Here is a 25,279-nt window from a genome sequence, read left to right as displayed (position 1 = left end):
ACAGTCCAGACTGTGACGATGCTCATCGCAGCGGGAATGCGACGCGCATGCACCCAAAAGTTGCTGCCCGGCACATAGATGCCGACGTCGGTGCGGCACACATACACCGCGCGGCGCGCCGGCGCCCACGAACGTGAGAAAAGAGAGGAGGCGTCTGGTGGGTATCGATCGACGAACTCGCGTGAGCCTCATCGCGGTCGCTGTGATCAGTGTGATGGTGATGGCCGTGGTGGCCGTGGTGATCGGGCGAGGCGATGACCACAGTGGTGCGCTGCCCGCAGCGTCGGTCCCGCGCGCGGAAACGCCCGCGACCGTCACTGTCACTCCGGGCCCCGACGCGGTGAACGTTGACCCGCTGGGCGCGGTCACGGTGAGCGCAGCCAACGGCACGCTGACCGACGTGCAGATGGTCAACGACCAAAACACGCCGATCCCGGGTGTTATGACCCCTGACCATCTGGTGTGGAAGCCCGGCGTGCCGTTGGGGTATGGCCGTAGCTACACCCTGACCGTGGCCAGTCGCGGGCCGACGGGAATTTTGGCGTCGCGGACGTCCAAGTTCACCACACTGACACCCAGCAATCAGGCTTCGGTGTCGCTGACCACGACGTCAGGTGCGGCGCTGCGCGACGGCGGCACCTAAGGGGTGGGAACGGTCATTGTCGCCCACTTCGATGAACCCATCGTCGATCGCGCGGCCGCGCAGCGCCGACTGGCTGTGACGACCGCTCCGGCCGTGGACGGCTCCTGGTATTGGGTTGATGACCAGAACGCCCATTGGCGCCCAGAGCACTACTACCCGGCGGGCACGAAAATCACCGTGGCGGCCAACATTTACGGTGCGCCGTTGGGGAGCGGACTGTACGGCCAAGAGGACAAGCAGACATCGTTCACCATCGGTGATGCGCATGTGTCTATCGCCGACGACAACACGAAACAGGTCAACGTTTACAACAATGGTGTTCTGGTACGCACCATGCCCACCTCGATGGGCATGGGCGGCACGCAAACCGTCGCCGGGCAAACCCTCACGTTTTGGACCCCACCCGGCGTGTACACGGTGATGGATAAGTCCAATCCGGTCGTGATGGATTCGTCCACCTATGGCTTGCCCGTCAATTCCCACCTCAGCTACCGCGAGACCATCAACTACGCCACCCGAATCAGCCCCGACGGGATCTATCTTCACCAACTCGACAGCACCGTGTGGGCTCAAGGCAACACCGACACTTCCCACGGCTGTCTAAACCTGAACGGCGACAACGCCAAATGGTTCTTCGGGTTTTCCCAACCAGGCGACATCGTCGAGGTCCGCAACACGGGGGGGCCGCCACTGTCGTTGCGGAACAACGGTGACTGGAGTGTGCCCTGGGCGCAATGGCAGGCCGGAAGCGCCCTCGCCTGACCCGGCTGGGTACTCTTCGAGACACCATCGATCGACGGTTTGCAGCGTCGGAGCAGTCGCCTTATTCGACTTCGCCACCCCCCCATCCATTCCGAGGGTTCAAAGAACGAGACACGAGCTGGTGGCATCGTTTGACCACTATTGGCTAGAAGCCCTTTGCCGCTGCTAGGCGGGGAACAGTTCAATCTGCTCGAGCGGGCATACCCGATGCCGGCATGGGAACCGCCGGACTAGAAAGACTGGTGCCTGTACTGTACCCTCGGGGGGTATGAGACGGGCGGGAGCGGACGTGCAGTACGTCCCCACATGCGCACGACCGCGGTGGCGATTTGTCGCCGTGGTCGCGGCTGTCGCGTCGGCGGTGGTGATGTGGGTGCTCGTCGGTGGCGGGCATTCGCACGCGCGGTCGGAGTCTTTTGCGTCTCACCCGCATGCCTTGGCGGCATCGCTGGGCGGTGAGTTCAGCGTTGACGTCGATCATCCGCATCTGTCCAAGGGGTCATCGACCGCCCACCATGAGGCGTTTGTGAGCGCCGTGGTGCCAAATTCGCCGGCTACGGGTTTGGCTGCCCTGGGTGTGGTGGTGGCGGTGGTGGCCGCTGTGGGTGTGCTGAGCCGGCAGGTGATGCTGGCGGGGCGGGGCCCCCCGGATGGGATTCCCGCTGTTTTGACCGGTCAAGATCTGTTGACGCGGTTCTGTCTTTCTCGTCGCTGATTGGTCAGCGCCAGGTCGTTTGTGCCCTGTCACGACGGCCGGTGGCCGCTGTCCTGTCCACGGCCGCGTCGCGCGGCCTGCCGTTAGAAAGCGACGATTAATGAACAACCAAGTTTTGCCTTGGAAGTCTTTAAAGAACATGGGGCCGCGGAACTCACGGCCATTGACCCTGGTGCACGGGCGGCAAGGTGCTGGTCAGTGCCAACCGGTTTCCGGGAGTTTCGGTCAGCCTGATGGCCTGGTCGGCAACACCCCGGTGCTGCGAATCTCGGCGCCGCTGAGCACCGCCGACTGCGGATTTTGGGCCAAACTTGAGGGCTTGAACCCCGGCGGCAGCATGAAGGACCGCCCCGCGTTGCACATGGTGGAGCGCGCCCGCGCCCGCGGCGAGCTGCGCCCGGGAGCGCGCATCGTGGAATCCACCAGCGGATCACTAGGGCTGGGGCTAGCACTGGCCGGCATGGTGTATCGGCACCCGGTCACCGTGGTCACCGACCCGGGCATGGAACCCATCGTGCAAAACATGCTGCGCGCCTACGGCGCCCAGGTCGATCTGGTCAGCGAGCCGCACCCGGTCGGCGGATGGCAACAAGCCCGCAAAGACCGGGTCGCCGCACTGCTGGCCGCCGACCCCGACGCCTGGTGCCCCGACCAGTACAGCAACCCCGACAACGTCGAGGCCTACCGGCCGCTGGGGCTCGAGCTGCTCGACCAGCTCGGGCACATCGACGTGCTGGTGTGCTCGGTGGGCACCGGGGGCCATTCGGCCGGGGTGGCCCGGGTGCTGCGCCAGGCCAACCCCGACCTGCAGGTCATCGGCGTGGACACCATCGGCTCCACCATCTTCGGGCAACCGGCCAGCAAACGGCTGATGCGTGGGCTGGGCTCGAGCATCTACCCCCGCAACGTCGACTACCCGACGTTCGACGAGGTGCACTGGGTGGCCCCGGCCGAAGCGGTCTGGGCGGCGCGCGCCTTGGCGGCCACCCACCACGCCAGCGGCGGCTGGAGTGTGGGCGCGGTGGCCCTGGTCGCCGGCTGGGCCGCACGCACCATGGCGACCGATACCACCATCGCCGCGGTCTTCCCCGACGGCCCGCAACGCTACTTCGACACCATCTACAACGATGACTACTGCCGCCACCACGGCCTGCTCGACCAACTGCCCCCCCAGGAGCCGGCCATCATCGATGATCCGACCCAACACGTCGTGCAGTCCTGGACCCGGTGCACTGCCGTCGTCGACCCCACCGGAGCGATGCGCTATGACATTGCTTGAGCAATTCCGCAGCTTCGACCGCCCTAGCCGGATGCTGATGATTAACCAGTTCGGCATCAACATGGGTTTCTACATGCTGATGCCGTACCTGGCGGCCTACCTCGCCGGCCCACTGGGGCTGGCGGGGTGGGCTGTGGGGCTGGTCCTGGGCGTCCGCAACTTCTCCCAGCAGGGCATGTTCATCGTGGGCGGCACACTCGCCGATCGGATCGGCTACAAGCCGTTGATCGTGGTCGGCTGCCTGCTCCGCACCGGCGGTTTCGCCTTACTCGTTGTGGCCCACTCGGTGCCGGTCGTCCTGATCGCCTCGGCAGCCACCGGTTTCGCGGGCGCGTTGTTTAACCCTGCGGTGCGCGCCTACCTGGCCACCGATTCTGGTGATCGTCGCGTCGAAGCGTTCGCGGTGTTCAACATCTTCTACCAGGCCGGGATTCTGCTGGGCCCGCTGGTCGGAGTCATGCTGGTGGCCATCGACTTCCGCATCACCGCGGCAGGGGCGGCAGCCATTTTTGCGCTGCTCACGGTGGCGCAGTTACTGGCCCTGCCGCAGCACAGCGCCGATCCGGCGCCGGAGAAGACATCGATACTCGATGACTGGCGAGTAGTCATCGCCAACCGGTCCTTTCTCCTGTTTGCGCTGGCGATGATCGGCTCCTACGTGTTGTCTTTCCAGGTCTATCTCGCCCTTCCGCTGCAGGCGTCGATCCTGACAAAGCGCTTCCAAACACCGTTGGTTGCGGGGATTTTCGTCATTTCAGGACTGGTGGCGGTCGCCGGACAGCTGCGCATCACCCGCTGGTTCGCCGAACGGTGGGGCCCTGGGCGCAGCCTGACCATCGGCCTAGCCACCCTGGCGGCCTCGTTCTTGCCGCTGGTCATGATCCCGGACAGTTACCCGTTCGGAAGCTTTGCGGCCGTCGCCGCGCTGCTGGTGTCAGCGGGCATGCTGGCAGTCGGTTCTGCCGCAGTCTTCCCCTTCGAGATGGACACCGTCATGGCCCTGGCCGGTGGGCGGCTAGTGGCCACCCATTACGGGTTCTACAACACCATCGTCGGGGTGGGAATCCTTGTCGGCAACCTGGCCACCGGCTGGGCCCTAGGCGCAGCGCGACAGCTGGGAGTCGGCGAACTCCTCTGGGGGGGACTCGTTTTCGTCGGCGTCATCGCAGCTGTGGGCTTACACCATCTTGACCGCAGCCATCATCTGGTAGCCCAGGACATGGAGGAAAGTCCGCAGTTAGCCGGCGAGACGGTAAGCCAAGAACCCGAGGCCGCACCGGAGCGCATCGAATACCGCGACGAGTTGGTGAGCGCGTAGGTGCGGAAGTGGTCAGCCCTATGACGCCTGGCCAGGACCTCGATGCTCTCAGTCTGGGCGGCAGTGCGCGCGCGACCGACGTGAGTTGGCGCGGGGTCGATGGTCGATCACGTGAGGCGCTTCGACAAAGCGCCTATCTGGTTGTTCCCCATGCCGGTATGCGGTATAAATGGGGCGGAGCGGATCTCTGCATATGAAGCCTCACTTGCCGCTGGCGGACGGTCTGAGCGGGCCCATTGAACCCACGGTTGCCGGTCCCGCACCCGTCAGCCCATCGAGTTTAGGTATTCCCCGCCATGTACACGGCTGGCATCGAGGCATGGTGGTGCTAAACGGTGCATCACGACCGCCAGGGTTGCGATCCGTGATCACCATGGCAGCCATCGCCACGGTAGCCGCGATGCTGCTCGCCATTGCCGCACACTGCAATTGGCTTTGGTTCCAGTCTTCCGCGCCTCAACCACTGCACGCCGTGCTCGCCTCACCGGGCAAGGCGTTTGCGGTCAATGTCGACGACACCCACCAGGGTTACGCCTCACCAACTGGATGCCACCACGCGTACACAATCGGGGTGTTGCCAACGTCATGGTCTACCGCCCTGGTTGAGCTCGGTCTCGTGGTGGCCCTGGTCGCTGTCACGGGTTCGCTGCCGCAAGGTGTCCCGCCGGCGGGCCGCGGGCCTCCGCGCACGTTGGTCGCCGCTCTCACCGGTCAAGATCGCTTGACCCGGTTCTGTCTCGCGCGTCGCTGATCGGTCAGCCTCAGGCCGTCGTGCTACGCCACCACGGCCAGTTACCGCTGCCAAATGAGAACCGCCGCGCGCTACATCGCGGCATCGACGCAGAAGCGACGTTCGCATGACCAACCATGTGCCATACATCGGCACCTGCAAGCGGCACACCTTGCAGCGCTCCGCCCCGGGTAGCCATCGCCCAGCGAACACCGTCGTCGGCGACACACCGGTGCGTGCTGTGGATCTCACCGCTCGGCACCGGCGAGCGCCGTTTCCGGTCCAATCTCGACGGATCCCGCCCGACGGCATGGCAGATCAGTCCGCCCTGCACCGGGTCAAACGGGGCCCGGGCTCACGTGCGTCGTGGCCAGGCGTCCAAATTGTCGAATCCATCAGCAGCACACCGGATTTAGATGTCAGTTTGGCTGGCACAGTGTATCGGCTCCGGTTTCAATACACGCCGGCCAACCACCATAGGCGGGCGGTGAAACAGCGGCCCGATCATGTGCAACGTGCCCTGTTGCCACACCGGTATCCGAAACGACGGGTCGACACCAGCACATCGGAATCCGACGAATGAAACGAATCAACAAGCGCTTCAAGTAAATCCATCGCCAACCCGCACAACATCTCTGAAAGGAATACCCATGTCATTCGTGACGGCACAACCCGAAATGCTGGCGTCGGCGGCCGGCAACTTGCAGGCTATCGGCTCATCGATCAGCGCTGAAACCATCGCCGCAGCAGCCCCGACCACCGGAGTAGTTCCCGCCGCCGCTGATGAGGTGTCGGCGCTGACCGCGACCCAATTCGCCGCGCACGCCCAGTTGTATCAGGCGGTGGCCGCCCAGGCCGCAGCCATTCATGAGCAGTTTGTGGCCACCCTGGCAAGCAGCGCCGCTTCCTATGCCACCACTGAAGCCGCCAACGCGACCGCGACCGGTTAAGCGAAAAGAGGTAGAAGAAATGGATTTCGGGGTGCTACCGCCGGAGATCAACTCCGCCAGAATGTTTCTCGGTCCTGGCTCGGGGCCGATGCTAGCTGCCGCGGCAGGCTGGGACGCGCTGGCCGCCGAATTGAGTTCGTCGGCCACCGCTTACGGGTCGGTGATCTCGGGGTTGACCGCCGGGTCGTGGCAGGGCCCGGCATCAGCCGCGATGTCGGCCGGGGCCACCCCCTATGTGGCCTGGATGAACAGCGCCGCCGCCCAGGCCGAGCAAACGGCGAACCAGGCCCGGGCGGCGGCGGCCGCGTACGAGACCGCGTTTGCGATGACGGTGCCCCCGCCGGTGATCGCGGCCAACCGGAGCCTGTTGATGTCGCTGATCGCCACGAACATCCTGGGGCAAAACACACCGGCGATCGCGGCCACCGAAGCGCAGTACATGGCGATGTGGGCCCAGGATGCCGCCGCGATGTACGGCTACGCCGGCTCGTCGGCAGCCGCTTCGATGTTGCCGCCGTTCATCCCGCCGCAGCCCACCACCTCTCCGGCCGGGCTGGCCGCCCAGGGCGCGGCCGTCGCCCAAGCCACGGCCACCTCGGCCGCGACGAACACCCAGGCCACACTGTCGCAGGTGACCTCCGCGGTGCCCACGGCGCTGCAGAGCCTCGCTTCGCCCCTGTCGTCCACATCGTCCTCTTTGTCGTCGCTGAGCTCGTCGCTGAGCCCGCTGAGTACCGGTCTGTCGATGACAAGTTCGGTCGGGTATATATCGGCTGGACTCCTGTCGAACCTGAACCAGATGAAGAATCTGATGCCAGCCGCCGCCGCCGTCAATGCAGCTTCGGGATCGGGTCTGATGGCCGGAGTCGCGTCGGGTCTGACGGGCGGGCTCGGCTCCGGGGCGGGCGCGCTGGGGTCGACGGGTTCAGCAGGCCTCGGCGCAGCTGCGGTATCGGCGGGTATGGGCCGGGCAGGCTCCGTCGGGGCGTTGTCGGTCCCGCAGACTTGGGCCTCGGCAGCACCGACGATGAGTCCTGCCGCAGCGGCATTGCCTGGCACCGGTGTGGGCACTGCCCCGGCAGTGGCGGACGGGCCGGGAGGCCTGCTCGGCGCGCCGCTCGCGCCTATGGCCGGGCGCACCATTGGAACCATCGGCGGTAATGATCTTGATCCTCGCTTCATGCCCCGACTCACTGTGGTACCAACCTCGCCGACCGTCGGATAGCGATAAGCGAGGAGCACCAATCTGTTTCAGTGGGCCAGCCGTCAGGCCGACCACCGCAGCAATTAGCACAACTGATGATTCCGAGATAGGGAAATACCGAGATGACTACACGTTTCATGACCGATCCGAACGAAATGCGGGCGATGGCGGGCCGTTTCGATGTGCACGCCCAAACCGTCGAGGACGAGGCCCGCCGCATGTGGGCATCCTCACAAAACGTTGCCGGTGCCAGCTGGAATGGGACAGCTCAGGCCACCTCCTACGACACCATGAGTCAGATGAATCAGGCGTTGAGCAACATCGTGAACATGCTGCATGGGGTGCGCGACGGGCTGATCCGCGACGCCAACAACTACGAGGCGCAGGAACAGGCCTCGCAGCAGATTCTGAGCAGCTAGCCCTCGGTATTCGTTGGGAGAATGACATGACGATCAACTACTAGTTCGGTGATGTGGACGCCCATGGCGCTGTGATCCGCGCCCAGGCCGCCTCGCTGGAAGCCGAGCACCAGGCCATCATTCGTGATGTGCTGGCCGCCAGCGACTTTTGGGGCGGCGCCGGCTCGATCGCGTGCCAGCAGTTCATCACCGAATTGGGACGCAACTTCCAAATGATCTACGAGCAGGCCAACGCCCACGGCTCCAAGGTCCAAACCGCCGGTGCCAACATGGCCGACACCGACACCGCGGTGGGCTCCAGCTGGGCCTAACACCGATCCCGGCCGCTTGCTGGCATACAACAGTTAAACGCAGAGTCGCGCCCGCGGATTCACCAAGGTAGCGGTGGACAGCATCGACGGGTGGGCCAGCCAGCTACGACTACGACACAGCTAGCATGCGATGCGGGAAAGCAATGCCGCACGCAGCTTTCCCGCAGATGATCAGTCGGATCCGACTGCCACGCGGGCGATCTCGTCGCGGCCCCTGTCGCCTGATTCAAACATTGCGGCTAAAGCCCGTCCCACGTGGCGAATTCACCTGTGAGGCTGGACCGCAACATGCGATCCTGCCGCGATTGCGACTAGTCGATGAGCGCGCCGAACAGCGGCAAGAGCAACGGGCATCGCCGTCATCCTGGATGATGGTCATGCCGGCCGTGTAGCCCGACGAAGGCCAGAGCACCGATGAGCGCCGCTCTACCCCACCCATCATCTAAAGGCTAGGGGGGCCAAAACAGCGTCATCGGCCACGCAGCGAGATGAGCTGTTTTCGGCGTCCAACTGCGTGTGCTCTCAAGGGGTTTCCTTGTGCCTACTTAGGCGTCCACTTGCGGCAGGTCAGACCGTCCGTGGCAGGTCGCGGCGAAACCGGTGTAGCAGCAACACTGCTGTGGTGAGGAAGCCTGTGCTCAGCCCGATCCATATTCCCGGGCCCTGCAAGTGCGCCGGGAAGGCTAGCAGCAGCATCGCCGGCAAGCCAACCAGCCAATACCCGATCGACGTGACCCGAAGGCCCGTCGCCGTGTCTCCAATGCCCCGTAACAACCCGACGGCGATATTTTGGGTGAAGTCCACGATCTGCTGAACTATCGCAAAGAGCAGAAAGAGCTTGGCCAGCACAATAGTTGACGAATCGGAAGGATCGTTGTCGAGGAATGGCCGCAAAACGACGTTTGGCGCCGCCACGTACACCAGCCCGATAAAGGCCGTGGTGAGCCAGCCAAGCACGAGCGCTGCGGTCGCGATCTGCTGAGCATGGTCTTTGTCGACTCGGCCGATGGCACGGCTGATGAGAATTGAGGCCCCGTGGGACAGGCCGATGCTGACCTGAAAAGCAATGCGGGTCAACTGGGTTACCACATTGTGCGCCGCCAACGCGATTGGGCCGAAGGCCCCCATCACCACGGCAGCAAGGGAAGTGATGCCCGCCTCTGAACCGTATGTCAAGGAGATGGGGATGCCGAGGCGTACGATGTTGCGTGCTGTCACAGCGTCCGCATTCCAGCCATCGATCGACAGTAGCGGGGCCAGGCGGTCATCGCGGCGCAGGATAAGGTAGAACGCGGCAACGGAAATCACCTGTACCAATGTTGTAGCCAGTCCGATTCCGGCGAGCCCAAGCTTTGGGATGCCCAGCAGACCGTAGATGAACACGAGGTCTAATGCCGCGTTCAGTGCGATGGACGCGATGCTGACGGCTAACAGTGGACCCGGTCGGCGCATGCCGACACTGAACTGGCGCAAAACGTTTAGCCAAACCATCGGGATCAGTCCGGGAGCCAGGGCGCTCATCATTGGTCGCGCGAGTGCCGCCACGTCCTTGTTCAGCCCGAAAAGCGGTAAAACGTAGCCCAACCCGATCAGCGCAACTCCGAGAAGCACAGCAGCCGCGGTGGCCACCAGAACAGCGGACCGCGTTATCTGGCGTATTTCGGTCTGGGCCTGCCCATCGGGTTGATCGCTGCCCGAACGTGTTTCGCCCCGTCCGGCCGCGCCGGCGACCAGGTTTCCCACGGCGGTCACCACGCCCACGCACATGGTGCGCATCAGGTTGTATAAGGCTGCGGCGAGTCCGCCCGCGGCGATGGCCTGCACCCCGATTAACCCCATCACGGCCAAATCCGTGGTAGTCAAAGCCACTTGGGCGAACTGGACACCGGCGATCGGTGCCGCCAGTGCGGTCAGTTGCCGGCTGGTACGCACGAGGTAGGCAAGGCGCGCTCGGTGCGTGTCAGCCACGGGCGGCCGACTCACCGTTGATGTCCGTTGTCGTCGAGCTGCCAGCGGCACCTGCTGCCGTCGAGGCTCACCACAACCTTGGGGGGCAACGGACGTTGGTGAAACTCGGATTCGTTCTTATCCATCTGGTAGCCAGCCGTATTGGGGTAGATCAGCAGGTCGCCGTGACGCGGCTCCCGCGCCAACACGACCTTGCGCCAAGTCAGCATGTCATATTCCAGGCAGCTTGCTCCGCCGACGCAGGTTCGGACGGGGCGTGTCTGCGCGAGCGCGTCGGGACTCTGTTCTGGCCACAGCATCGGGTCGGGAAGAAATTCGCTGGACTTCCATTGCTCCGAGAGGCTCATGCTCAATCCGTCGACCGTGGTGATCCCGTAGTCGACTCTGCGCTTGAACCCCTGGACGGGAAATACGGTGAACCCGGCCCCGTCCAGCAACGCGCGCCCGGGCTCCACCAATAGCCTGGTTCTGGTCCTGGCAAATTTTTCACCGACTGTGCCTGTGCCGCGGGCTGTTGCGTTGGAGAGGATGGCGGACAACATCTCTGCGCCGGTTGGCGACTGGCAATAAGGGTAGAAGTGGCTGAACGTCTTCCCGCCGTGAAAATCGGACTGCTCGGCGTCGCGCAAGAATCGCGCCCACGTTTCGGCGTCGAGGTAGCTCACCGCGAACCCGCCGCCGATAGAAATGGACGTTGCTGCGAGCCCTTGTGCTCGTGCCTCGACGAGACGGTCAACCAACTGGTCGGCCAACTGGGCTCGCGGTGTGACCTCGTAGCCGTTGAGGTGAAAGGAGAACCCTTCCATTGACACTCGGGACCGCTGCAGGGCGCAGCGCTTCAGCGCCATTTCCAGTTCGGCCGCATCGAAGCCGAATCTGCTGTCGGGGTTGACATCCGGGAGCACCCGCAACAGGATACGGACGAGCTCGCCGCGACGGGCCAAGGCGATCACCCGGTCGAGCTCATCATGGGCGTCGACAGCGACCAAACAACCGTGGCGGGATGCCAGCCAGAGCAGTTGCTCACTTTTGGCCGGACCCGTGACGACGATGTCGGAGCCGCGCACCCCGCGCGAGAGCGCATGAATCAACTCTTCGGCGCTGGACACGTCGACACCGGCACCCGTGTTGGCGCACACCGTTAGCCAACAACCCGCCTTGTTCGCCTTCTTGGCGAAAAAGACTTGCCCCGCCACCCTGGACGAGGTGATGACATCGGTGAAGGCTTTGAGGTTGTAGGCGAATCGGGGCGGATACAGTCCATGAAACGGTCCGCCTATCGCATGAGCCACATCGGCTAGCAGCGTACGGTCGGCTAGCACCTGTCGAAACCAGGCCGGCTTGATCGCCGGCACCGATAAGGGCTGGTGTGCTAGCTCCACAGCCGTATCTCCTGTCCGCGCCCCAGCGCGATCGCCTGGGTCGCCAGCGCATGCGCTACCGGGATGTCGGTGATGGCCATGCCGCTGTTGAACACGAAGACCCGGTCGGTCTTGTCTCGCCGGGCGGGCGCTGTTCCGGCAAGGATGTCGGGCAGTTCGGCGTCCAGCGGCAGCGAGCCATCTTCATTGGCGAAGCGCCTACCGGTGACCGCCAGCTGACCCGCGGTGGTTGCGACCCCATAGTCGGCGTCGCGCAGCGACGACGGGTGGACCCCTGTCCCGTTCACCGAGATAAACAGCGCCCCGGGTTTCAGCCAGCTGGTGCGCAGTTTGACCTCGGTGGCCGGGCCCGCCGAGGTCGCGACCACGATGTCGGCTTCGCCTGCGGCTTTCTTAGGGTCGGTCACTAGCTCGATGTCTCGGTCAGGGTGCTGTTCGCGAAGGTAAGCGCGCACAGCCGCGATCCCGTCGGGATGGGTGGCGAACAGCAGCAGCCGCTGCACGTCGGGAAGCGCGGTGAGCAGGAATGGGAAGGTTTCCCTGCCTTGTGCACCTGAACCGCCCACGAGCGCGGTGCGTGCCCCGGCGGGGGCACATGCGGCGGCGATCAACGCGGTGCTGGCCGCGGTTCGTAGGGTGGTAACTCGGGTGCAGTCCATAAACGCTATAGGCACCCCCGCCTTGTCGTCATAAAGGATGATGGTGATGTATTCTTTTTTGCCTTCGTCATTTTGCATGTAATAATCTTTGAAGGCTAATATTTGCAACCCGCCGTCATAGCCGGGCATCGCATAGGACGCCGAATCTCTATATGGCGAACGCATCATGATCTTCGCCGGGGCTCGCGAAGAGCCTTGCGCCACCCGCAGATACGCTCCCCGCACAGCCTCTATCACGTCGCTGGGGCTGATGGGAAGGTCGGCGAGGTCGCTGTGGGTGAGCACGGGCAGCGCAACGCCCTCACGGGAGAGGATCTGCTGCACTGGTTGGCTTGTTGTCGCAGATTGCATGTGCTGTGTTCCGTTCTGAATGTTGCTCATAATTCGACCGTAGATGCGCTTTCTGGACTGTTGTTCATTCATTTGTGATTTGTTGTCGCACTACTTTTATGGTGGGATTTTCTCCTGGTCACCCGTCTTTTCCCCCCCGGATGTCATCGGCGTCGCCGCCCGCTGCAGGTGAATGTGGCCTTGGTTTCAATGCGCTAGATAGGGCTACTGTTGAGACATCGGTCCGCCACGGACCGCTCCGACACGAGGCGCAACCGTTAACTGCGCCTCGAACTCGCGTCGGCTGGTCGCCCGGCAACAACCCCAGCGCATAAGCGGTGTCCCATATCGCGCACTGCTCGCGGTCGCATCACAGGGGCCTACTGTTTAGGCGCGCGGCGAACCCAGGAAGTGACGTCAGCTTGTCACCTGCATTCCCCGCAGCGCTCGCAGCGCATAACTCAGCCGCAACAGTGTCCGCAGGTGTCGTTCGACCTAGTCGTTGGTGCTTCATTGGGGCGTTGCCCTCATGCCGGAATTGCTCTTCGCCGCCGTGTCTTCGACCAGAAATCCTCGACCCGGGGTGCTGAATTGCGGCTAGGTGCGGCGCCACAGTGGTGGGGTCGACGACGGCAGTGCACCGGGTCCAGGACTGCACGACGTGTTGGGTCGGATCATCGATGATGGCCGGCTCCTGGGGGGGCAGTTGGTCGAGCAGGCCGTGGTGGCGGCAGTAGTCGTCGTTGTAGATGGTGTCGAAGTAGCGTTGCGGGCCGTCGGGAAAGACGGCGGCGACATTGGTGCCGCGCGGGTAGGTCCGCGCGGCCCAGCCCGCGGCCAGCGCGACCGCCCCCACACTCCAGCCGCCGCTGGTGTAATGGGTGGCGGCCAGGGTGCGGCAGGCCCACACCGCTTCGGCCGGGGCGACCCAGTGCACTTCGGTGAAGGCGCCGTAGTCGACGTTGCGAGGGTAGATGCTGGAGCCTAGGCCGCGCATCAGCCGTGAGGTGGCGGGTTGTCCGAAGATCGTCGAGCCAATGGTGTCCACGCCGATCAACTGCAGCTCAGAGTTGTATTGGCGCAGCACCCGGGCCACCCCGGCCGAGTGGCCGCCGGTACCCACCGAGCACACCAACACATCAATGTCGCCGAGTTGGTCGAGCAGCTCTAAGGCCAGGGGTCGATACGCGTCGACGTTGTCCGGGTTGTTGTACTGGTCGGGGGACCACGCGTCGGGCTCGTCGGCGAGCAATTCTGCGATGCGGTCTTTGCGCGCAAGCTGCCACCCCCCCACCGGATGCGGTTCGGTCACCAAATCCACCTGCGCCCCGTAAGCGCGGAGCATGTGCTGGATGATCGGCTCCATCCCGGGGTCGGTAACCAGGGTGACCGGATGGCGATACACCATACCCGCCAACGCCAATCCCAAACCCAAAGTGCCGCTGGTGGATTCGACAATGCGGGCGCCGGGCAGCAGCTCGCCCCGCAATCGGGCGCGTTCCACCATGTGCATGGCGGGGCGGTCTTTCATGCCTCCGGGGTTGGCCCCTTCGAGTTTGGCCCAAAAGCCGCGGTCGCCAGTGGCGAACGGTTCTGAAATCCGTAGCACCGGAGTGTTACCGACCATCGCACCTACGCGGCGATACCGCTCGGGCGCGTGGCGGCACTGCTGCGGGGTGCGGCGAAACCTGTCGGGGGCGGGAGGCCGGCAACGGGAGTGTTCCCACCCGCCGGGCAGGGTGTCGATAGAAGGGACAGAAGTCATGTGATCCTCGCTTGAGCATGCCCGCCAAACAGGGCGTGGCAACTAATAAAAGCCAGCAGCCACCGGCCATCGGTGCCAAAGGCACAACGGCCTGACGCTGACCGCTCAGCGACGAGCGCGGCAGAACTGGGTCAACCGATGTCGACCCGTAACAACAGGGGTCAGCCAACCAGGCGGACCCCGCCCGGCCAGCACCATAACGCTGCCGAGCACAGCGGTAACGGTGAACACCGCCGCTACCACACCTAGCGCAACCCAAGCGGTGGCCGACCGCGGCAAAACCGCGGTGGCGGACTGTTCAGGATGGTGCGACGACGCCGACCCGTCGACCAGATGCGCATGATCGATATTGACCGCGAACTCAGCGCCCAGCGAGGCCAGCAGCGGATGCGGTGCGTGGGCAGCGTGGTGCTTTTCCGCCAACAATCCGTGAGCCCCCACAGCCACCAGCGCCCACACCACAGCCGCGACGACGATCACCGATCGCAACCAAGGCCGCCTCGCGTTTGCGGACCCTTGCCGCGTCACGCCGCCGGAAGCCGACAAGCGCCCAAACAAAAGCGCAGCGCCACCGCCGGTCGCCTCGGCAAGCCCCCGGACGATCGGCACCAGCCCACTCGCCCCATACACTGGCGGCGGGCATGACACCGTCGACCGCGCATCCACGTCACGATTGTATACCCCGAACCGGTAGTGGGGTCAGGCATCGGCAACATCACAAAAGGTGCGCCGCGAAACGGGATATCGGCGAACAACGTGCCATGCTCAACCGGCGACGATTGACCTCGGCGGCCTGCTCTTCGCGGGTGACCTGGTCGCAGTCGGTTGTCGCCATACGCGATGTTCCACATGAGATGGTGACTCTGTTGTGGCCGGCGCCTGCTGGCAGCCGCTCACGTTTCTCCCCTACCTTTCCGCGCGTCGATTTCGGCAGTCCGCCGCCGGTCTACCGTGTTCTGGCGACTGTCCTGTTTCACCTCGAGCAGCGTCGGGTGGGTCGCCATCGCGCTGACCATGCTGACGCGATAAGACGGCCCGGCGGGCCGAACAGATGAGTCGGTTTACGATGGCCCACCACCCCGTTACATACCGTGGAGGGGTATGGTAGACCTCAACGGAGGACACCCCACTGCATACGGATGGGAGATCGACATGAGCACCGTGACCGTCACCGTCACCGGAATGACCTGCGGTCACTGCGCGTTATCAGTGCGCGAGGAGATCGGCAATATTGCCGGTGTCGCAGCTGTGGACGTCGATCTGGCACGTGGCGCGGTGGCCATCGACAGCGACCGCCCGATTGACCCCGATGCGATTAGGAACGCCGTCGAAGAGGCTGGCTACCAGCTCGCCGGCTAAGAGCGCCGATCTGGGGAGGATTGACCATGGACGCCGCCACACAACCAGCTCGGCATGTTGAGCTGCAGATCGGCGGGATGACGTGTGCGTCGTGCGCGGCCCGAATCGAAAAGAAGCTCAACAAGCTCGATGGGGTCAGCGCGTCGGTTAACTTTGCCACCGAGAAGGCCAGTGTCGATTACTTCGGAGATGTGTCGCCCGAGCAGTTGGTGGCCACGGTGGAGCAGGCGGGCTACGCGGCGGCGCTGCCCAAGCCGAGCGCACCCGTCGCCGACAGTGAGGTGGCTGCTTCGGCGGAGCAGGATCCGACCGCGTCGCTGCGGCAGCGGCTGCTGCTTTCCCTGGTACTGACCGTTCCGGTGATCGCGATGGCCATGATTCCCGCACTGCAGTTCGCCAACTGGCAGTGGCTGTCGCTTACGCTGGCCGCGCCGGTGGTGGTGTGGGGCGGGCTGCCGTTCCACACGGCCGCGTGGGCCACTCTGCGGCATCGCACCGCCACCATGGACACGCTGATCTCGATGGGCACGATCGCCGCGCTGGGTTGGTCGGTCTACGCGCTGTTCTGGGGCACCGCCGGTACGGCCGGCATGAAACACGTGTTCGAGTGGGCCATCAGCCGCAGCGACGCTACCGGCAACATCTATTTGGAAGCCGCCGCCGGGGTCACGACGTTCATGCTTGCCGGTCGGTACTTCGAGGCACGCGCGAAGCGGCGGGCCGGCGCCGCGCTGCGTGCGCTGCTCGAGCTTGGCGTCAAGGATGTCGCGGTGCGCAGAAATGGTGCAGAGCAACGCATACCGATCGACCAGCTCGGCATCGATGACGAGTTTGTGGTGCGCCCCGGCGAAAAGATCGCCACCGACGGCGTGGTGATCGAGGGCTCCTCGGCGGTGGACGCGTCGATGCTGACGGGGGAATCGGTGCTGGTCGAAGTCGGCCCCGGTGACCCGGTGGTCGGGGCCACGGTCAACGTTGGTGGCCGAATCGCGGTGCGGGCGAATCGGATCGGTGCGGATACCCAGCTGGCGCAAATGGCAAAGCTCGTCGAGGACGCCCAAACCGGCAAGGCGCCGGCGCAGCGGCTGGCCGACAAGATCTCCGCCACCTTTGTGCCGATCGTCATCGGCCTGTCCTTGGCGACGCTCGGGTTCTGGGTCGGTACCGGTGGAACGACCTCGGCGGCTGTCGCGGCGGCCGTCGCGGTGCTGATCATCGCCTGCCCGTGCGCTCTGGGTCTGGCCACACCGACCGCGTTGATGGTGGGCACCGGGCGCGGGGCCCAGCTCGGAATATTGATCAAGGGACCCGAAGTGCTCGAATCGACCCGGAAAGTCGACACGATCGTGCTCGATAAAACCGGCACCATCACCACCGGCACGATGACGCTGCTCGAGGTGATCGCCGCCGACGGTGAGCAGCCCGAGCAGGTGCTGCGGTTGGCCGGCGCACTCGAAGACTCCTCCGAGCATCCGATCGCCAGGGCGATCGCCAAGGGCGCACGCGACAAGCTCGGTGATCTGCCGGCCGTGCTGGATTTCGCCAACCTGGAGGGACTCGGTGTGCAGGGCATGGTCGACGGCCACGCGGTGATAGTAGGCCGGCAGCGGCTACTGGCCGACTGGTCGCAACAGTTACCAACTGATCTGACGCGGTCGATGCGCCGCGCCGAATCCGAAGGCAAAACAGCGGTCGCGGTCGGCTGGGACGGCCGACCGCGTGGGGTGCTCGTGGTGGCCGATGCGGTCAAACCGACCTCGGCCGAGGCGGTCACCGCACTGCGCGCGCTGGGTTTGACCCCCATCATGCTCACCGGCGACAACCGGGCCGCGGCCGCCACCATCGCCGGCCAAGTGGGTATCGACGAGGTCATCGCCGAGGTTTTGCCCCACGACAAAGTCGCAACCGTCAAGCGGTTACAGGCCGAGGGCAAAGTCGTTGCCATGGTGGGTGACGGCGTCAACGACGCGGCCGCCCTGGCGCAGGCAGACCTCGGGCTGGCGATGGGCACCGGCACCGACGTCGCCATCGAGGCCAGCGACTTGACGCTGGTACGCGGTGACCTGCGCGTAGCGGCCGACGCAATACGGCTCTCCCGCAAGACGTTAGCCACGATCAAGACCAACCTGTTTTGGGCGTTTGCTTACAATGTTGCCGCCCTGCCGTTGGCGGCGGCCGGGCTGCTCAATCCCATGCTGGCAGGTGGCGCAATGGCCTTTTCGTCGCTGTTCGTTGTCAGCAACAGCCTGCGGCTGCGCAGATTCATGCCGCACCCGTACTAACAGACGCCCAAACCCAGCGTCTATAGTGCCGAAAAGTGTGTTGCTGTATGCGGTTCGGACGGATGTCCTATGGTAGCGGCGCAGAGTAAGCGAGCATCAGTGAGAATCCGGTCGGCCAGTTGAGAAAAAGCCGCGCACAGACTTCGGTGGCGCGAACGTCTGCGAAGCCACCGGTCCTGTCGTGTCGCGGCGCACTGGCTATGACGTCAACCTAACCACGGCTGTCCTGCAACACCTGCCGCCGGTGGAGTCTTGAGAGTAGGTCGTCGTTGCGCAGTGGCATGCCGCGAGTCCGTCCGATCGCTTAGCTGACAGCTAGATTGGTGCGAACCTGAATGACGGGTAATTCCGGTGTATTGCTGTAATTGGCCAGAGTGGTTGTGCAGCATGTCTTTTCGATATCACTGTAGAACTGTGAGCACTGCGACCTTGTTCGAAACTACAGTTCGGTGTTCTTGGTCGCTATGCCGGTGACCGATCAGGGGGCCGTTCTGCCGTGATGTAGCAAAGTCGCGACACATTCCCGGTCCCGGTGACGGCAAACCCGGTCGCGATGGCCATCGCTCGGAGTTGGTCAAAGATGTTGTGCACCTTAGCTTGACCGTGCGCGGTGGCGATAATTCGCTCCAGTATCTGACTTCTTGGGGGGCGGACGTCGGCAATACATATCCGGCCGCCCGACCGTAACACTCGAAACATCTCACGGATGGCGTCGAGACGATGGTCAGTCCCAATGTGGTGGAAGGTCAAACTGGACACCGCCAAGTCGAACGAAGCGTCCGCGAAGGGAAGGTCTTCGGCAGCTGCGGCTTGGAATGACAGTTCGGCGGGGTACGCCTTGCTGCATAATCGAGCGCCGCCGGTGAGGGACCGATCCCGACTACGGCGCCCGCCGGACCTACCACAGGGGCGATCCGACGAGCGAAATAACCAGTACCGCAGCCAATGTCGAGTACCTCCCGCCTCGTCGAGCGCCAATCAGCGACGAGTTGGTCCCATATCCGGGCGCGCTGACCGAAGTACCAGGCGTTGGTCAGCACTTCGTAGCCCCACGAATACATGGTCATCCTGCCGAGGTGGTGATCGTCTCGACGAGCGGTATTAGCGTGCCGTTTCATCGTGGACCTCCTTCGGGGCCCAGCAGTTACGCGCCCTTAACCTGTTACGGTCTACCCGTATCGGGTACACGAAAACCAGTTTGCGTGTGATTGTTGAAAGGAAGTCGTTGTGATACGAAGTCGATCACTGACCACCACCGCAGCTGCAATCGCAGTGCAACTTGCGTTGACCGCGTGTGGCGGCTCAGGCAATGAGGCTGCCTCGCGCACGTCGGTGGCCGCCTCTTCCCCGGGCGCATCGAGTTCGCCAGCGGGAACGCAGGCACACAACGGCGAAGACGTCATGTTCGCCCAGCGCATGATTGCTCATCACCAACAAGCCATCCAAATGAGCGACCTCATCCTTAACAAGCCGGGCATCGATCCTCGGGTGATCGACCTAGCCAACCAGATCAAGGCAGCCCAGGCACCGGAGATCCAGCAGATGCAGACCTGGCTGAACCAGTGGGGGCAGCCGACGACGATGCCTGGCGGTAACGAGACTACGACGCCCGAGATGCCAAGCCGCAGCGGCATGCCCGGAATGAGCGGAATGGACGGGATGATGTCCGAACAGGACATGCAGGCCCTGCAGAACGCACAGGGCGTTGACGCCAGCAAGCTTTTCCTAAGCCAAATGATCAAGCACCATCAGGGCGCAATAACCATGGCCCAGAACGAAATCAAGTCCGGTCAATACTCGCCGGCTCTAACGCTAGCAAACTCGGTCGTCACCAATCAGCAGCACGAGATCAACAGCATGCAGACCATCTTGGGCTCGCTGTGATGTGTTACCTGGCTAGCCGCAAAGACAGCGCGCGAAGATCAGCCGCTCGCATCGACAAGACTTTCCCGATGCCACAACCGGCGCCGGGCGTCCATCAGCGCCGTCATGTCGTGTAGGCGGTGTATCTGAGGGTGGTCATCATACCGGCTTCCTGGTGGTAGGCGTTGTGGCAGTGGATCATCCAGGTACCGGGGTTGTCGGCGATCAGCACAACATCGAGTTTCTGATGGGGCAGCACGTTGACGGTGTCTTTGCGTGCACCCAGGCTGCCGTCGGGTTTGATGAGCTGAAAGGTGTGGCCGTGCAGGTGCATGGGGTGGTACATCATGGTGGAGTTGGTGAAGGTCAAGGTGGCGCGTTGTCCCTGTTTGACCGTCACTGGCGGGCTGTCCGGGTAAAGCTTGCCGTTGATCCCCCAGTCGTACTTCATCATTGAACCGGTCAGCTCCAGGGCAAGGTTGACCTCGGATTGCGACGATCCCAAGCTGGCAGCCGGGGTGGCGGTGAACATCTCGACGGTGCCGACCCGGCCGTTGAGTTCGGCTGGTTGAAAGCTGACGTCCGGTGGGGTACCGGCCGCGGTTCTCAGCAGGGCGCGCCCGGCCTGGGCTTTTTTGCCTTCGGGTACGGCGACAAGCGGAAATACTCCGTCTTTTACCGTGACCGTGACGTCGTAGCGTTCGGCCATGCCGAGCAGCAGTGCGTCGACATCGGTGGGCACAACCGGATAACCGTCGGTGTGGGTGACCGTCATCACGTGGCCTGCCAGGGCCACCCGGAAGGCGGTGTCGGCGCCGACGTTGATGATCCGGATGCGGATGCGCTGGCCGGGTCTGGCGTCGAACGTGGTCGGCGCCGCCGGGATCCGTCCGTTGACCAGGTAGTACGGGTAGTCGACGTCGCCAGAGTCCCCGCCGAGCAGGGCGCTAGAACCCACGGCAGTCATTCCAGGCATCTCCTGCTGACCGGGCGATGGGGCGGGCATGTGGGTTGCCTTCAGCTCGTCATAGACCTGTTGGGGATTTTTGCCGATTCCGTCGGTCCAATCGTCGAGGACCACGATCCATTCGGCGTCGTACTTGCCCGCGTCGGTGGGGTCGTCGATGATCACCGGCAGATAAAGCCCATAGTCGGCCTGCAGGCCCACGTGGGGGTGAGCCCAATAGGTGCCCGGGTGAGGCGACGAGAACCGGTAGGTGAAATCGCTGTTAGCGGCGATATTCGGGGTTGCCGGAAAGACGCCGTCCATGTCGTTGCGCAACGCGACGCCATGCCAATGCACCGAGGTCGGACCGCCGAGCCGGTTTTTGACGGTAACGGCCACTTCGTCGCCGACATTGGCACGGATCAGCGGACCGGGCAGTGCGTCGCCGTAGGCCAGCGTGCGCGCGATCGGGCCGCCTAGGTCAATCGTCGCCGGTTGCGGCGTCAACGCGGCGCGCACCGTCCGCCCGGTGTGCGACCGGGCTTTCTCGGCAGCGGCGATGGCTTGCTCGAGGGTGGGCCCGGCAGTGGTCGACCGTCCACATGCGGCCAGCGCCAATCCGGCCCCGCCGGCCACCGAGGTGGTAATGAACGCCCGCCTACTCAGTTGCAGGTCAGTCCACCCTTGTCTAGGCATCCCAAGTCCCTTCATGAGTAGGTCGTGATGGTTTCACAGCTCAGCGGGGACCTCAGCACCACAGCGGGTCGCAACGACCAGCGGGTTGCAAGACTGATGCCGCTGTCGGCAGGTCGGCCTGTGGCTGTCCGTGGTCCACCGTACCGGTCGATTCAGTCGAACCAGTCTGATGCCTTCCTGCGCTATCCGTGGGTTAACCGCGTGGCACGAGTACCTCTTTCCTCCCGGCTTGCAAAATCAAACATGGTTCAGGAAGTCTCCGAGAAAACGGAGAAGCCCGGAATGGGAAGCTCAGGATCTCGATAACGACTAACCCGCCCCAGGTCCGTCGCTTATCGCCCCCGCACGCGAGCGGTTGGGAAACTTCTTAGACCCGGCGTCGTCAAGTCAACTGAGAGGATGAGGTTAATGGCCTTCATCGTGCGGTTCCGTAGTTTCCCCAAGGCGCCGGATTCTGATGATCAACCAGTTTGGCATCAATGTCGGCTTTTACATGCTGATGCGATACCTGGCCGGTTACCTCGCCGGCCCACTTGAGCTCGTAGCGTGGGCTACTGGGCTGGTCATGGGTGCCCGGAACTTCTCGGAGCAAAAGCAGGTTCATCATTCGCGGCACGCTCGCGGACCGAGTCGGCTACAAGGCGGTAATCGCCGCAGAGTGCCTGTTGCGCGCCGGCGGGTTTGTCCTCCTGGCGGGTACACCGTCACTTCCCACGGTGCTAATCGCCTCAGCCACAATAGGTTTGACCGCCGCGGTATCACCCCGCGATCCGCGCCTAACTCGCGGTCGAGATATCGCTGAAAGTTGCCTGAGCTACCGAATTGATCACTGCGGACGATGACGTGGATAGGTGTGAGGGCGCCGCGGCGGCACCCACCCGGATCAGTTCCGAGCTCTTGCGCGATTGATACCCTAGCGGGGTAATGTACGACTGACCGAGTAGTACGGACCAACCAGGAATGCAAAATGGCATCGGTGCCGCTAAGAGCCGTTGAGCATCTTGTTGTGCGCGCTGGTGCAAGATGCGTGTTGATGTGTGCGCTGGCCCGACCCACCGCCGCGATCGGCGTCCGACGACTGCCTGATGGGGCGCAAAATCACATTGCTGAGCTGCTCAATGGCTGGGAACTCCACTGAGGCGGCGCTATTGGCTTTGACTGCGAACAGCTGAACGGGAATAGGAGCCGCGATGTATGCCGGCGTGGCGTGGATGCTAGTGAGTACCGTGGCTGCGGTCGTGGCTCTCTACGGGTTGCACCGATTGACTGCACCTAGCCCGAGCGTATTGACCGCACTGCCATTTCAATCGGGGTGGTCACCGGAAGAGCATGCATTGTCGCGGTATCACGTGCGGTGGTATCTGGCAACGCTCGTCTTCCTCGCCTTTGACGTCGAGATGCTATTCATGTACCCCTGGGCGGTGGTGGTCGCGAAGATGGGTGCCAGCGCAGTCGTCGAAATGTTCTTGTTTCTGGCGGCGTTGCTGGTGCCGGTCGTGTGGGCATGGCGCGAGGGCGCACTGCGTTGGGTATGACACAGCTGTTGGCCCAACTTGCGGCCCGTCGGGCACACATTCTTACGGTGGAGACCCCGGGGTCCTGGATGGTACGCGCAGAGGCCGAACACCGCCTTTATGCCCGTGGATGGTGCGCGGCCACGTCACCGGCCGACGCCGATGTGTTAGCCGTCTGCGGTATGCCCGGACCCGAATTAAGCGAGGCGATCGGCCGGGTCTGGGATCAGCTACCGGGGCCACGGGTCCGCATCGACCTGCACGATAGGCAAATGGTGGAGTCGGCCCTGGATCAAGCCGCCAGGCACCTCGTCGACCTCGGCATCCACCGAAACGATGCTCGCGAACGTGCCCAATGGCCCGCTCTGAGCGATGATCACCGCCACACCGATCACGGCGGCCACCACCAGGGCAGCCACGGTGGCATGGAGCACGGACACATGGACCACAACTCCAGCAACCACGGTGACATGAAGCACGAACACACCGACCATAGCTCCACCAACCACGGTGGCATGGACCACGAACACACCGACCGCAGCGAACACCGGCACATGCACCACGGCGCCATGGATATGGCGCCGGCTGGAATCGCACTGGCCGAAGGCGGGGACGACCGCGACGGTTTGGAAATGGACGTGTTGCATCTGCGTCTGGGCCCGGTGCTGTGCTATTGGCCGGCGGGACTGGTGCTCCGATGTTCGCTGCAGGGAGACGTACTCGTGCGAACCGAGGGTTCGGTACTCGACGCCGACGCCGGCAACGGCAATTCGCCATCGGAGGGGCGGTACGGTGCGGCGCGGCAGTGCGACCACCTCGTTGATGTGCTGGCGCTGGCCGGCTGGCCGCGTGCGGCGGCGATCGCGCGCACGGCGCGCGACACGCTGCTGAGCGAACCGAACATCGCCCGCGGCTCGTTCCTGCTCGACACCTTGCACGGCAAGCTTCGCCGGTCGCGAGTGCTGCGCTGGTCGTTGCGCGAGATCGCGTCGTTGACCGTCGAGGACTGCGACAGCCTGGGGCTGCCGACTGCCCTGGCCGGCGATTGCTACGATCGGCTGCTCACGCGGCTCGACATGGCGCGGCATGCACTGTCAACGCCCTTGCAGCCCAACGGGTTTGATGCTGCTGCTTCAAGTGTCGTCGATGCGCTGCCGCATTTGGTGGATGGCCTCGAGCTCGCGACCGCCCGGTTGGCAATTGCCAGCCTCGGCATCGACACCGCATACACGGACCCGGGCGGGCGCCATGGCTGACATCTCGATCACGACGGTGCCCGCTGTGTGGGCGCTGGCCGGGGCGGCGTTGGTGGTGTGCCTCGCCATGTATGCGGCGACTCTCGACGGTGTGCTCACCGCGCGCAGCGCTGGTATGCGCGGCGGCATGACTGCACCGTTCGCCGAGGTCGCTCGGCTGATGCGACAGCGCCGCCGAACTACGGTGGCCGCCGACACGTTGCTGTGGCGGATCGGCGGTGCCGGCTTGATCGTGGTGGCGTCACTGATGGTGACGGTGGTGCCGCTGGGCCGGTGGACGCTGTTCGACTTCGATGTCGGCGTGGTGTGGTTCAACGCGCTGGATGTGATGGTGTGGGCGTTGGTGTGGCTCAGCGGATGGGGCCCCAATTCCGCGCATTCCCTGGTCGGCGGGTATCGCTTCCTGGCCCACGGCCTGGGCTACGAACTGCCGCTGATGTTCGCCCTGGTCGCACCGGCCATCGCGGCGGGAAGCCTGCGGGTCGGCGATGTGGTATCGGCTCAGCACGGGTTGTGGTTCGCGGTGTGGATGCCGCTCGCCTTTGTCGTGTATTGCTTTGGTGTGGTGGCCTTTTCGGTGTGGGGTCCGTTCTCTGCGGCGCTGGCCGCCGATATCGCCGGTGGTGTCACCGCGGAGCTGTCCGGGGTGGATCGCCTTGTCGTCCAGGCCGGCCGCTATGCCCTGCTGGCTGCCGGTGCCGCGTTTGCGGTACCGCTGTTCCTTGGGGGCGGTGCCGGGCCGCTGTTACCGGGTTGGCTGTGGGTGCTGGTCAAGACCGTTGCGCTGCTGTCGGTTTTGGTGGGGCTGCGCGGGCGTCTGCCGGTTTGGCGGCCCGACAAATTCATGGAGGTGGGCTGGATGGTGCTGTTGCCGCTCACCCTGGTGCAAGACCTCGTCGTGGCCGTCATCGCAGTGAGGAACTGACAC

Annotated in this window: 19 protein-coding genes and 4 pseudogenes; 16 read left to right on the top strand and 7 right to left on the bottom strand. The window is 64.0% G+C overall.

Translation table 11 applies throughout. The annotated features are described in order from the left end of the window. Positions 1-214 precede the first annotated feature (214 nt). From AC5Y2L_RS17980 to AC5Y2L_RS17940, 9 genes and pseudogenes are all read left to right on the top strand, one after another. Positions 215-1,405: pseudogene (locus tag AC5Y2L_RS17980) on the top strand (L,D-transpeptidase). Between the two features lie 268 nt (positions 1,406-1,673). Then, positions 1,674-2,120 carry a putative copper homeostasis (lipo)protein LpqS gene (lpqS, locus tag AC5Y2L_RS17975; protein WP_499937136.1) on the top strand — a complete coding sequence of 149 codons (447 nt, stop codon included), beginning with the start codon at positions 1,674-1,676 and terminating at the stop codon, positions 2,118-2,120. Between the two features lie 238 nt (positions 2,121-2,358). Next, a complete protein-coding gene (locus AC5Y2L_RS17970; RefSeq protein WP_499937171.1) occupies positions 2,359-3,399 on the top strand; it encodes a PLP-dependent cysteine synthase family protein in 1,041 nt (346 codons plus the stop codon). After that, entirely contained in the window at positions 3,386-4,717 is a 1,332-nt protein-coding gene (locus AC5Y2L_RS17965; RefSeq protein WP_499937138.1) for an MDR family MFS transporter, read from the top strand. Before AC5Y2L_RS17970 ends, AC5Y2L_RS17965 begins: the two co-directional genes overlap by 14 nt. Positions 4,718-5,090: 373 nt before the next feature. Further along, a complete protein-coding gene (gene lpqS, locus AC5Y2L_RS17960) occupies positions 5,091-5,468 on the top strand; it encodes a putative copper homeostasis (lipo)protein LpqS (RefSeq protein WP_499937174.1) in 378 nt (125 codons plus the stop codon). A 629-nt stretch (positions 5,469-6,097) separates the two neighbouring features. Continuing rightward, positions 6,098-6,397 (top strand): PE family protein, encoded by a 300-nt coding sequence (locus tag AC5Y2L_RS17955; protein ID WP_499937139.1) that lies wholly within the window; start codon positions 6,098-6,100, stop codon positions 6,395-6,397. Positions 6,398-6,416: 19 nt separating this feature from the next. Further along, positions 6,417-7,622 (top strand): PPE family protein, encoded by a 1,206-nt coding sequence (locus AC5Y2L_RS17950; RefSeq protein WP_499937141.1) that lies wholly within the window; start codon positions 6,417-6,419, stop codon positions 7,620-7,622. Positions 7,623-7,723: 101 nt separating this feature from the next. Further along, positions 7,724-8,020 (top strand): WXG100 family type VII secretion target, encoded by a 297-nt coding sequence (locus tag AC5Y2L_RS17945; protein ID WP_499937142.1) that lies wholly within the window; start codon positions 7,724-7,726, stop codon positions 8,018-8,020. 53 nt (positions 8,021-8,073) lie between these two features. Next, a complete protein-coding gene (locus tag AC5Y2L_RS17940; protein WP_499937143.1) occupies positions 8,074-8,331 on the top strand; it encodes a WXG100 family type VII secretion target in 258 nt (85 codons plus the stop codon). A 567-nt stretch (positions 8,332-8,898) separates the two neighbouring features. Here AC5Y2L_RS17940 and AC5Y2L_RS17935 read toward each other — a convergent pair. From AC5Y2L_RS17935 to lpqS (AC5Y2L_RS17915), 5 genes and pseudogenes are all read right to left on the bottom strand, one after another. Beyond that, a complete protein-coding gene (locus AC5Y2L_RS17935) occupies positions 8,899-10,170 on the bottom strand; it encodes an MATE family efflux transporter (protein ID WP_499944238.1) in 1,272 nt (423 codons plus the stop codon). Positions 10,171-10,310: 140 nt separating this feature from the next. Further along, positions 10,311-11,681, bottom strand: a complete 1,371-nt coding sequence (locus tag AC5Y2L_RS17930) for a type III PLP-dependent enzyme domain-containing protein (protein ID WP_499936865.1) — start codon at positions 11,679-11,681, stop codon at positions 10,311-10,313. Next, entirely contained in the window at positions 11,672-12,721 is a 1,050-nt protein-coding gene (locus AC5Y2L_RS17925) for an ornithine cyclodeaminase (RefSeq protein WP_499936867.1), read from the bottom strand. Before AC5Y2L_RS17925 ends, AC5Y2L_RS17930 begins: the two co-directional genes overlap by 10 nt. A gap of 559 nt (positions 12,722-13,280) precedes the next feature. Further along, positions 13,281-14,297: pseudogene (locus tag AC5Y2L_RS17920) on the bottom strand (PLP-dependent cysteine synthase family protein); the annotation flags it as partial. Positions 14,298-14,540: 243 nt separating this feature from the next. After that, the gene (gene lpqS / locus AC5Y2L_RS17915; protein ID WP_499937144.1) at positions 14,541-14,915 is read right to left on the bottom strand and encodes a putative copper homeostasis (lipo)protein LpqS; all 375 of its coding nucleotides are present in this window, start codon (positions 14,913-14,915) and stop codon (positions 14,541-14,543) included. A gap of 672 nt (positions 14,916-15,587) precedes the next feature. Here lpqS (AC5Y2L_RS17915) and AC5Y2L_RS17910 point away from each other — a divergent pair. Beyond that, positions 15,588-15,794 carry a heavy-metal-associated domain-containing protein gene (locus AC5Y2L_RS17910; protein WP_499936869.1) on the top strand — a complete coding sequence of 69 codons (207 nt, stop codon included), beginning with the start codon at positions 15,588-15,590 and terminating at the stop codon, positions 15,792-15,794. 26 nt (positions 15,795-15,820) lie between these two features. Further along, positions 15,821-18,076 (top strand): heavy metal translocating P-type ATPase, encoded by a 2,256-nt coding sequence (locus AC5Y2L_RS17905; protein ID WP_499936871.1) that lies wholly within the window; start codon positions 15,821-15,823, stop codon positions 18,074-18,076. 462 nt (positions 18,077-18,538) lie between these two features. Here AC5Y2L_RS17905 and AC5Y2L_RS17900 read toward each other — a convergent pair. Beyond that, positions 18,539-19,137: pseudogene (locus AC5Y2L_RS17900) on the bottom strand (class I SAM-dependent methyltransferase). A gap of 169 nt (positions 19,138-19,306) precedes the next feature. Here AC5Y2L_RS17900 and AC5Y2L_RS17895 point away from each other — a divergent pair. Then, entirely contained in the window at positions 19,307-19,960 is a 654-nt protein-coding gene (locus AC5Y2L_RS17895; RefSeq protein WP_499937146.1) for a DUF305 domain-containing protein, read from the top strand. A gap of 103 nt (positions 19,961-20,063) precedes the next feature. Here AC5Y2L_RS17895 and AC5Y2L_RS17890 read toward each other — a convergent pair whose 3' ends face one another. Then, the gene (locus tag AC5Y2L_RS17890) at positions 20,064-21,596 is read right to left on the bottom strand and encodes a multicopper oxidase family protein (protein ID WP_499936873.1); all 1,533 of its coding nucleotides are present in this window, start codon (positions 21,594-21,596) and stop codon (positions 20,064-20,066) included. A gap of 393 nt (positions 21,597-21,989) precedes the next feature. Between AC5Y2L_RS17890 and AC5Y2L_RS17885 the strand changes: the two are divergent. The 4 genes and pseudogenes from AC5Y2L_RS17885 to AC5Y2L_RS17870 all read left to right on the top strand — a co-directional run. Continuing rightward, a pseudogene (locus tag AC5Y2L_RS17885) lies at positions 21,990-22,358 on the top strand (MFS transporter); the annotation flags it as partial. 413 nt (positions 22,359-22,771) lie between these two features. Continuing rightward, a complete protein-coding gene (locus AC5Y2L_RS17880) occupies positions 22,772-23,116 on the top strand; it encodes an NADH-quinone oxidoreductase subunit A (RefSeq protein ID WP_499936875.1) in 345 nt (114 codons plus the stop codon). Continuing rightward, positions 23,113-24,351, top strand: a complete 1,239-nt coding sequence (locus AC5Y2L_RS17875) for a hypothetical protein (RefSeq protein ID WP_499936877.1) — start codon at positions 23,113-23,115, stop codon at positions 24,349-24,351. Before AC5Y2L_RS17880 ends, AC5Y2L_RS17875 begins: the two co-directional genes overlap by 4 nt. Next, complete coding sequence (locus tag AC5Y2L_RS17870) at positions 24,344-25,276, top strand: NADH-quinone oxidoreductase subunit H (protein WP_499936878.1); 933 nt, start codon at positions 24,344-24,346, stop codon at positions 25,274-25,276. The genes AC5Y2L_RS17875 and AC5Y2L_RS17870 overlap by 8 nt, the downstream gene beginning before the upstream one ends. Positions 25,277-25,279: the final 3 nt, after the last annotated feature.

The sequence above is a fragment of the Mycobacterium sp. NGS66 genome (genome assembly GCF_059812225.1).
The sequence above is the reverse complement of the archived record's forward strand: the minus strand, read 5'-3'. Positions and strand labels throughout refer to the sequence as shown.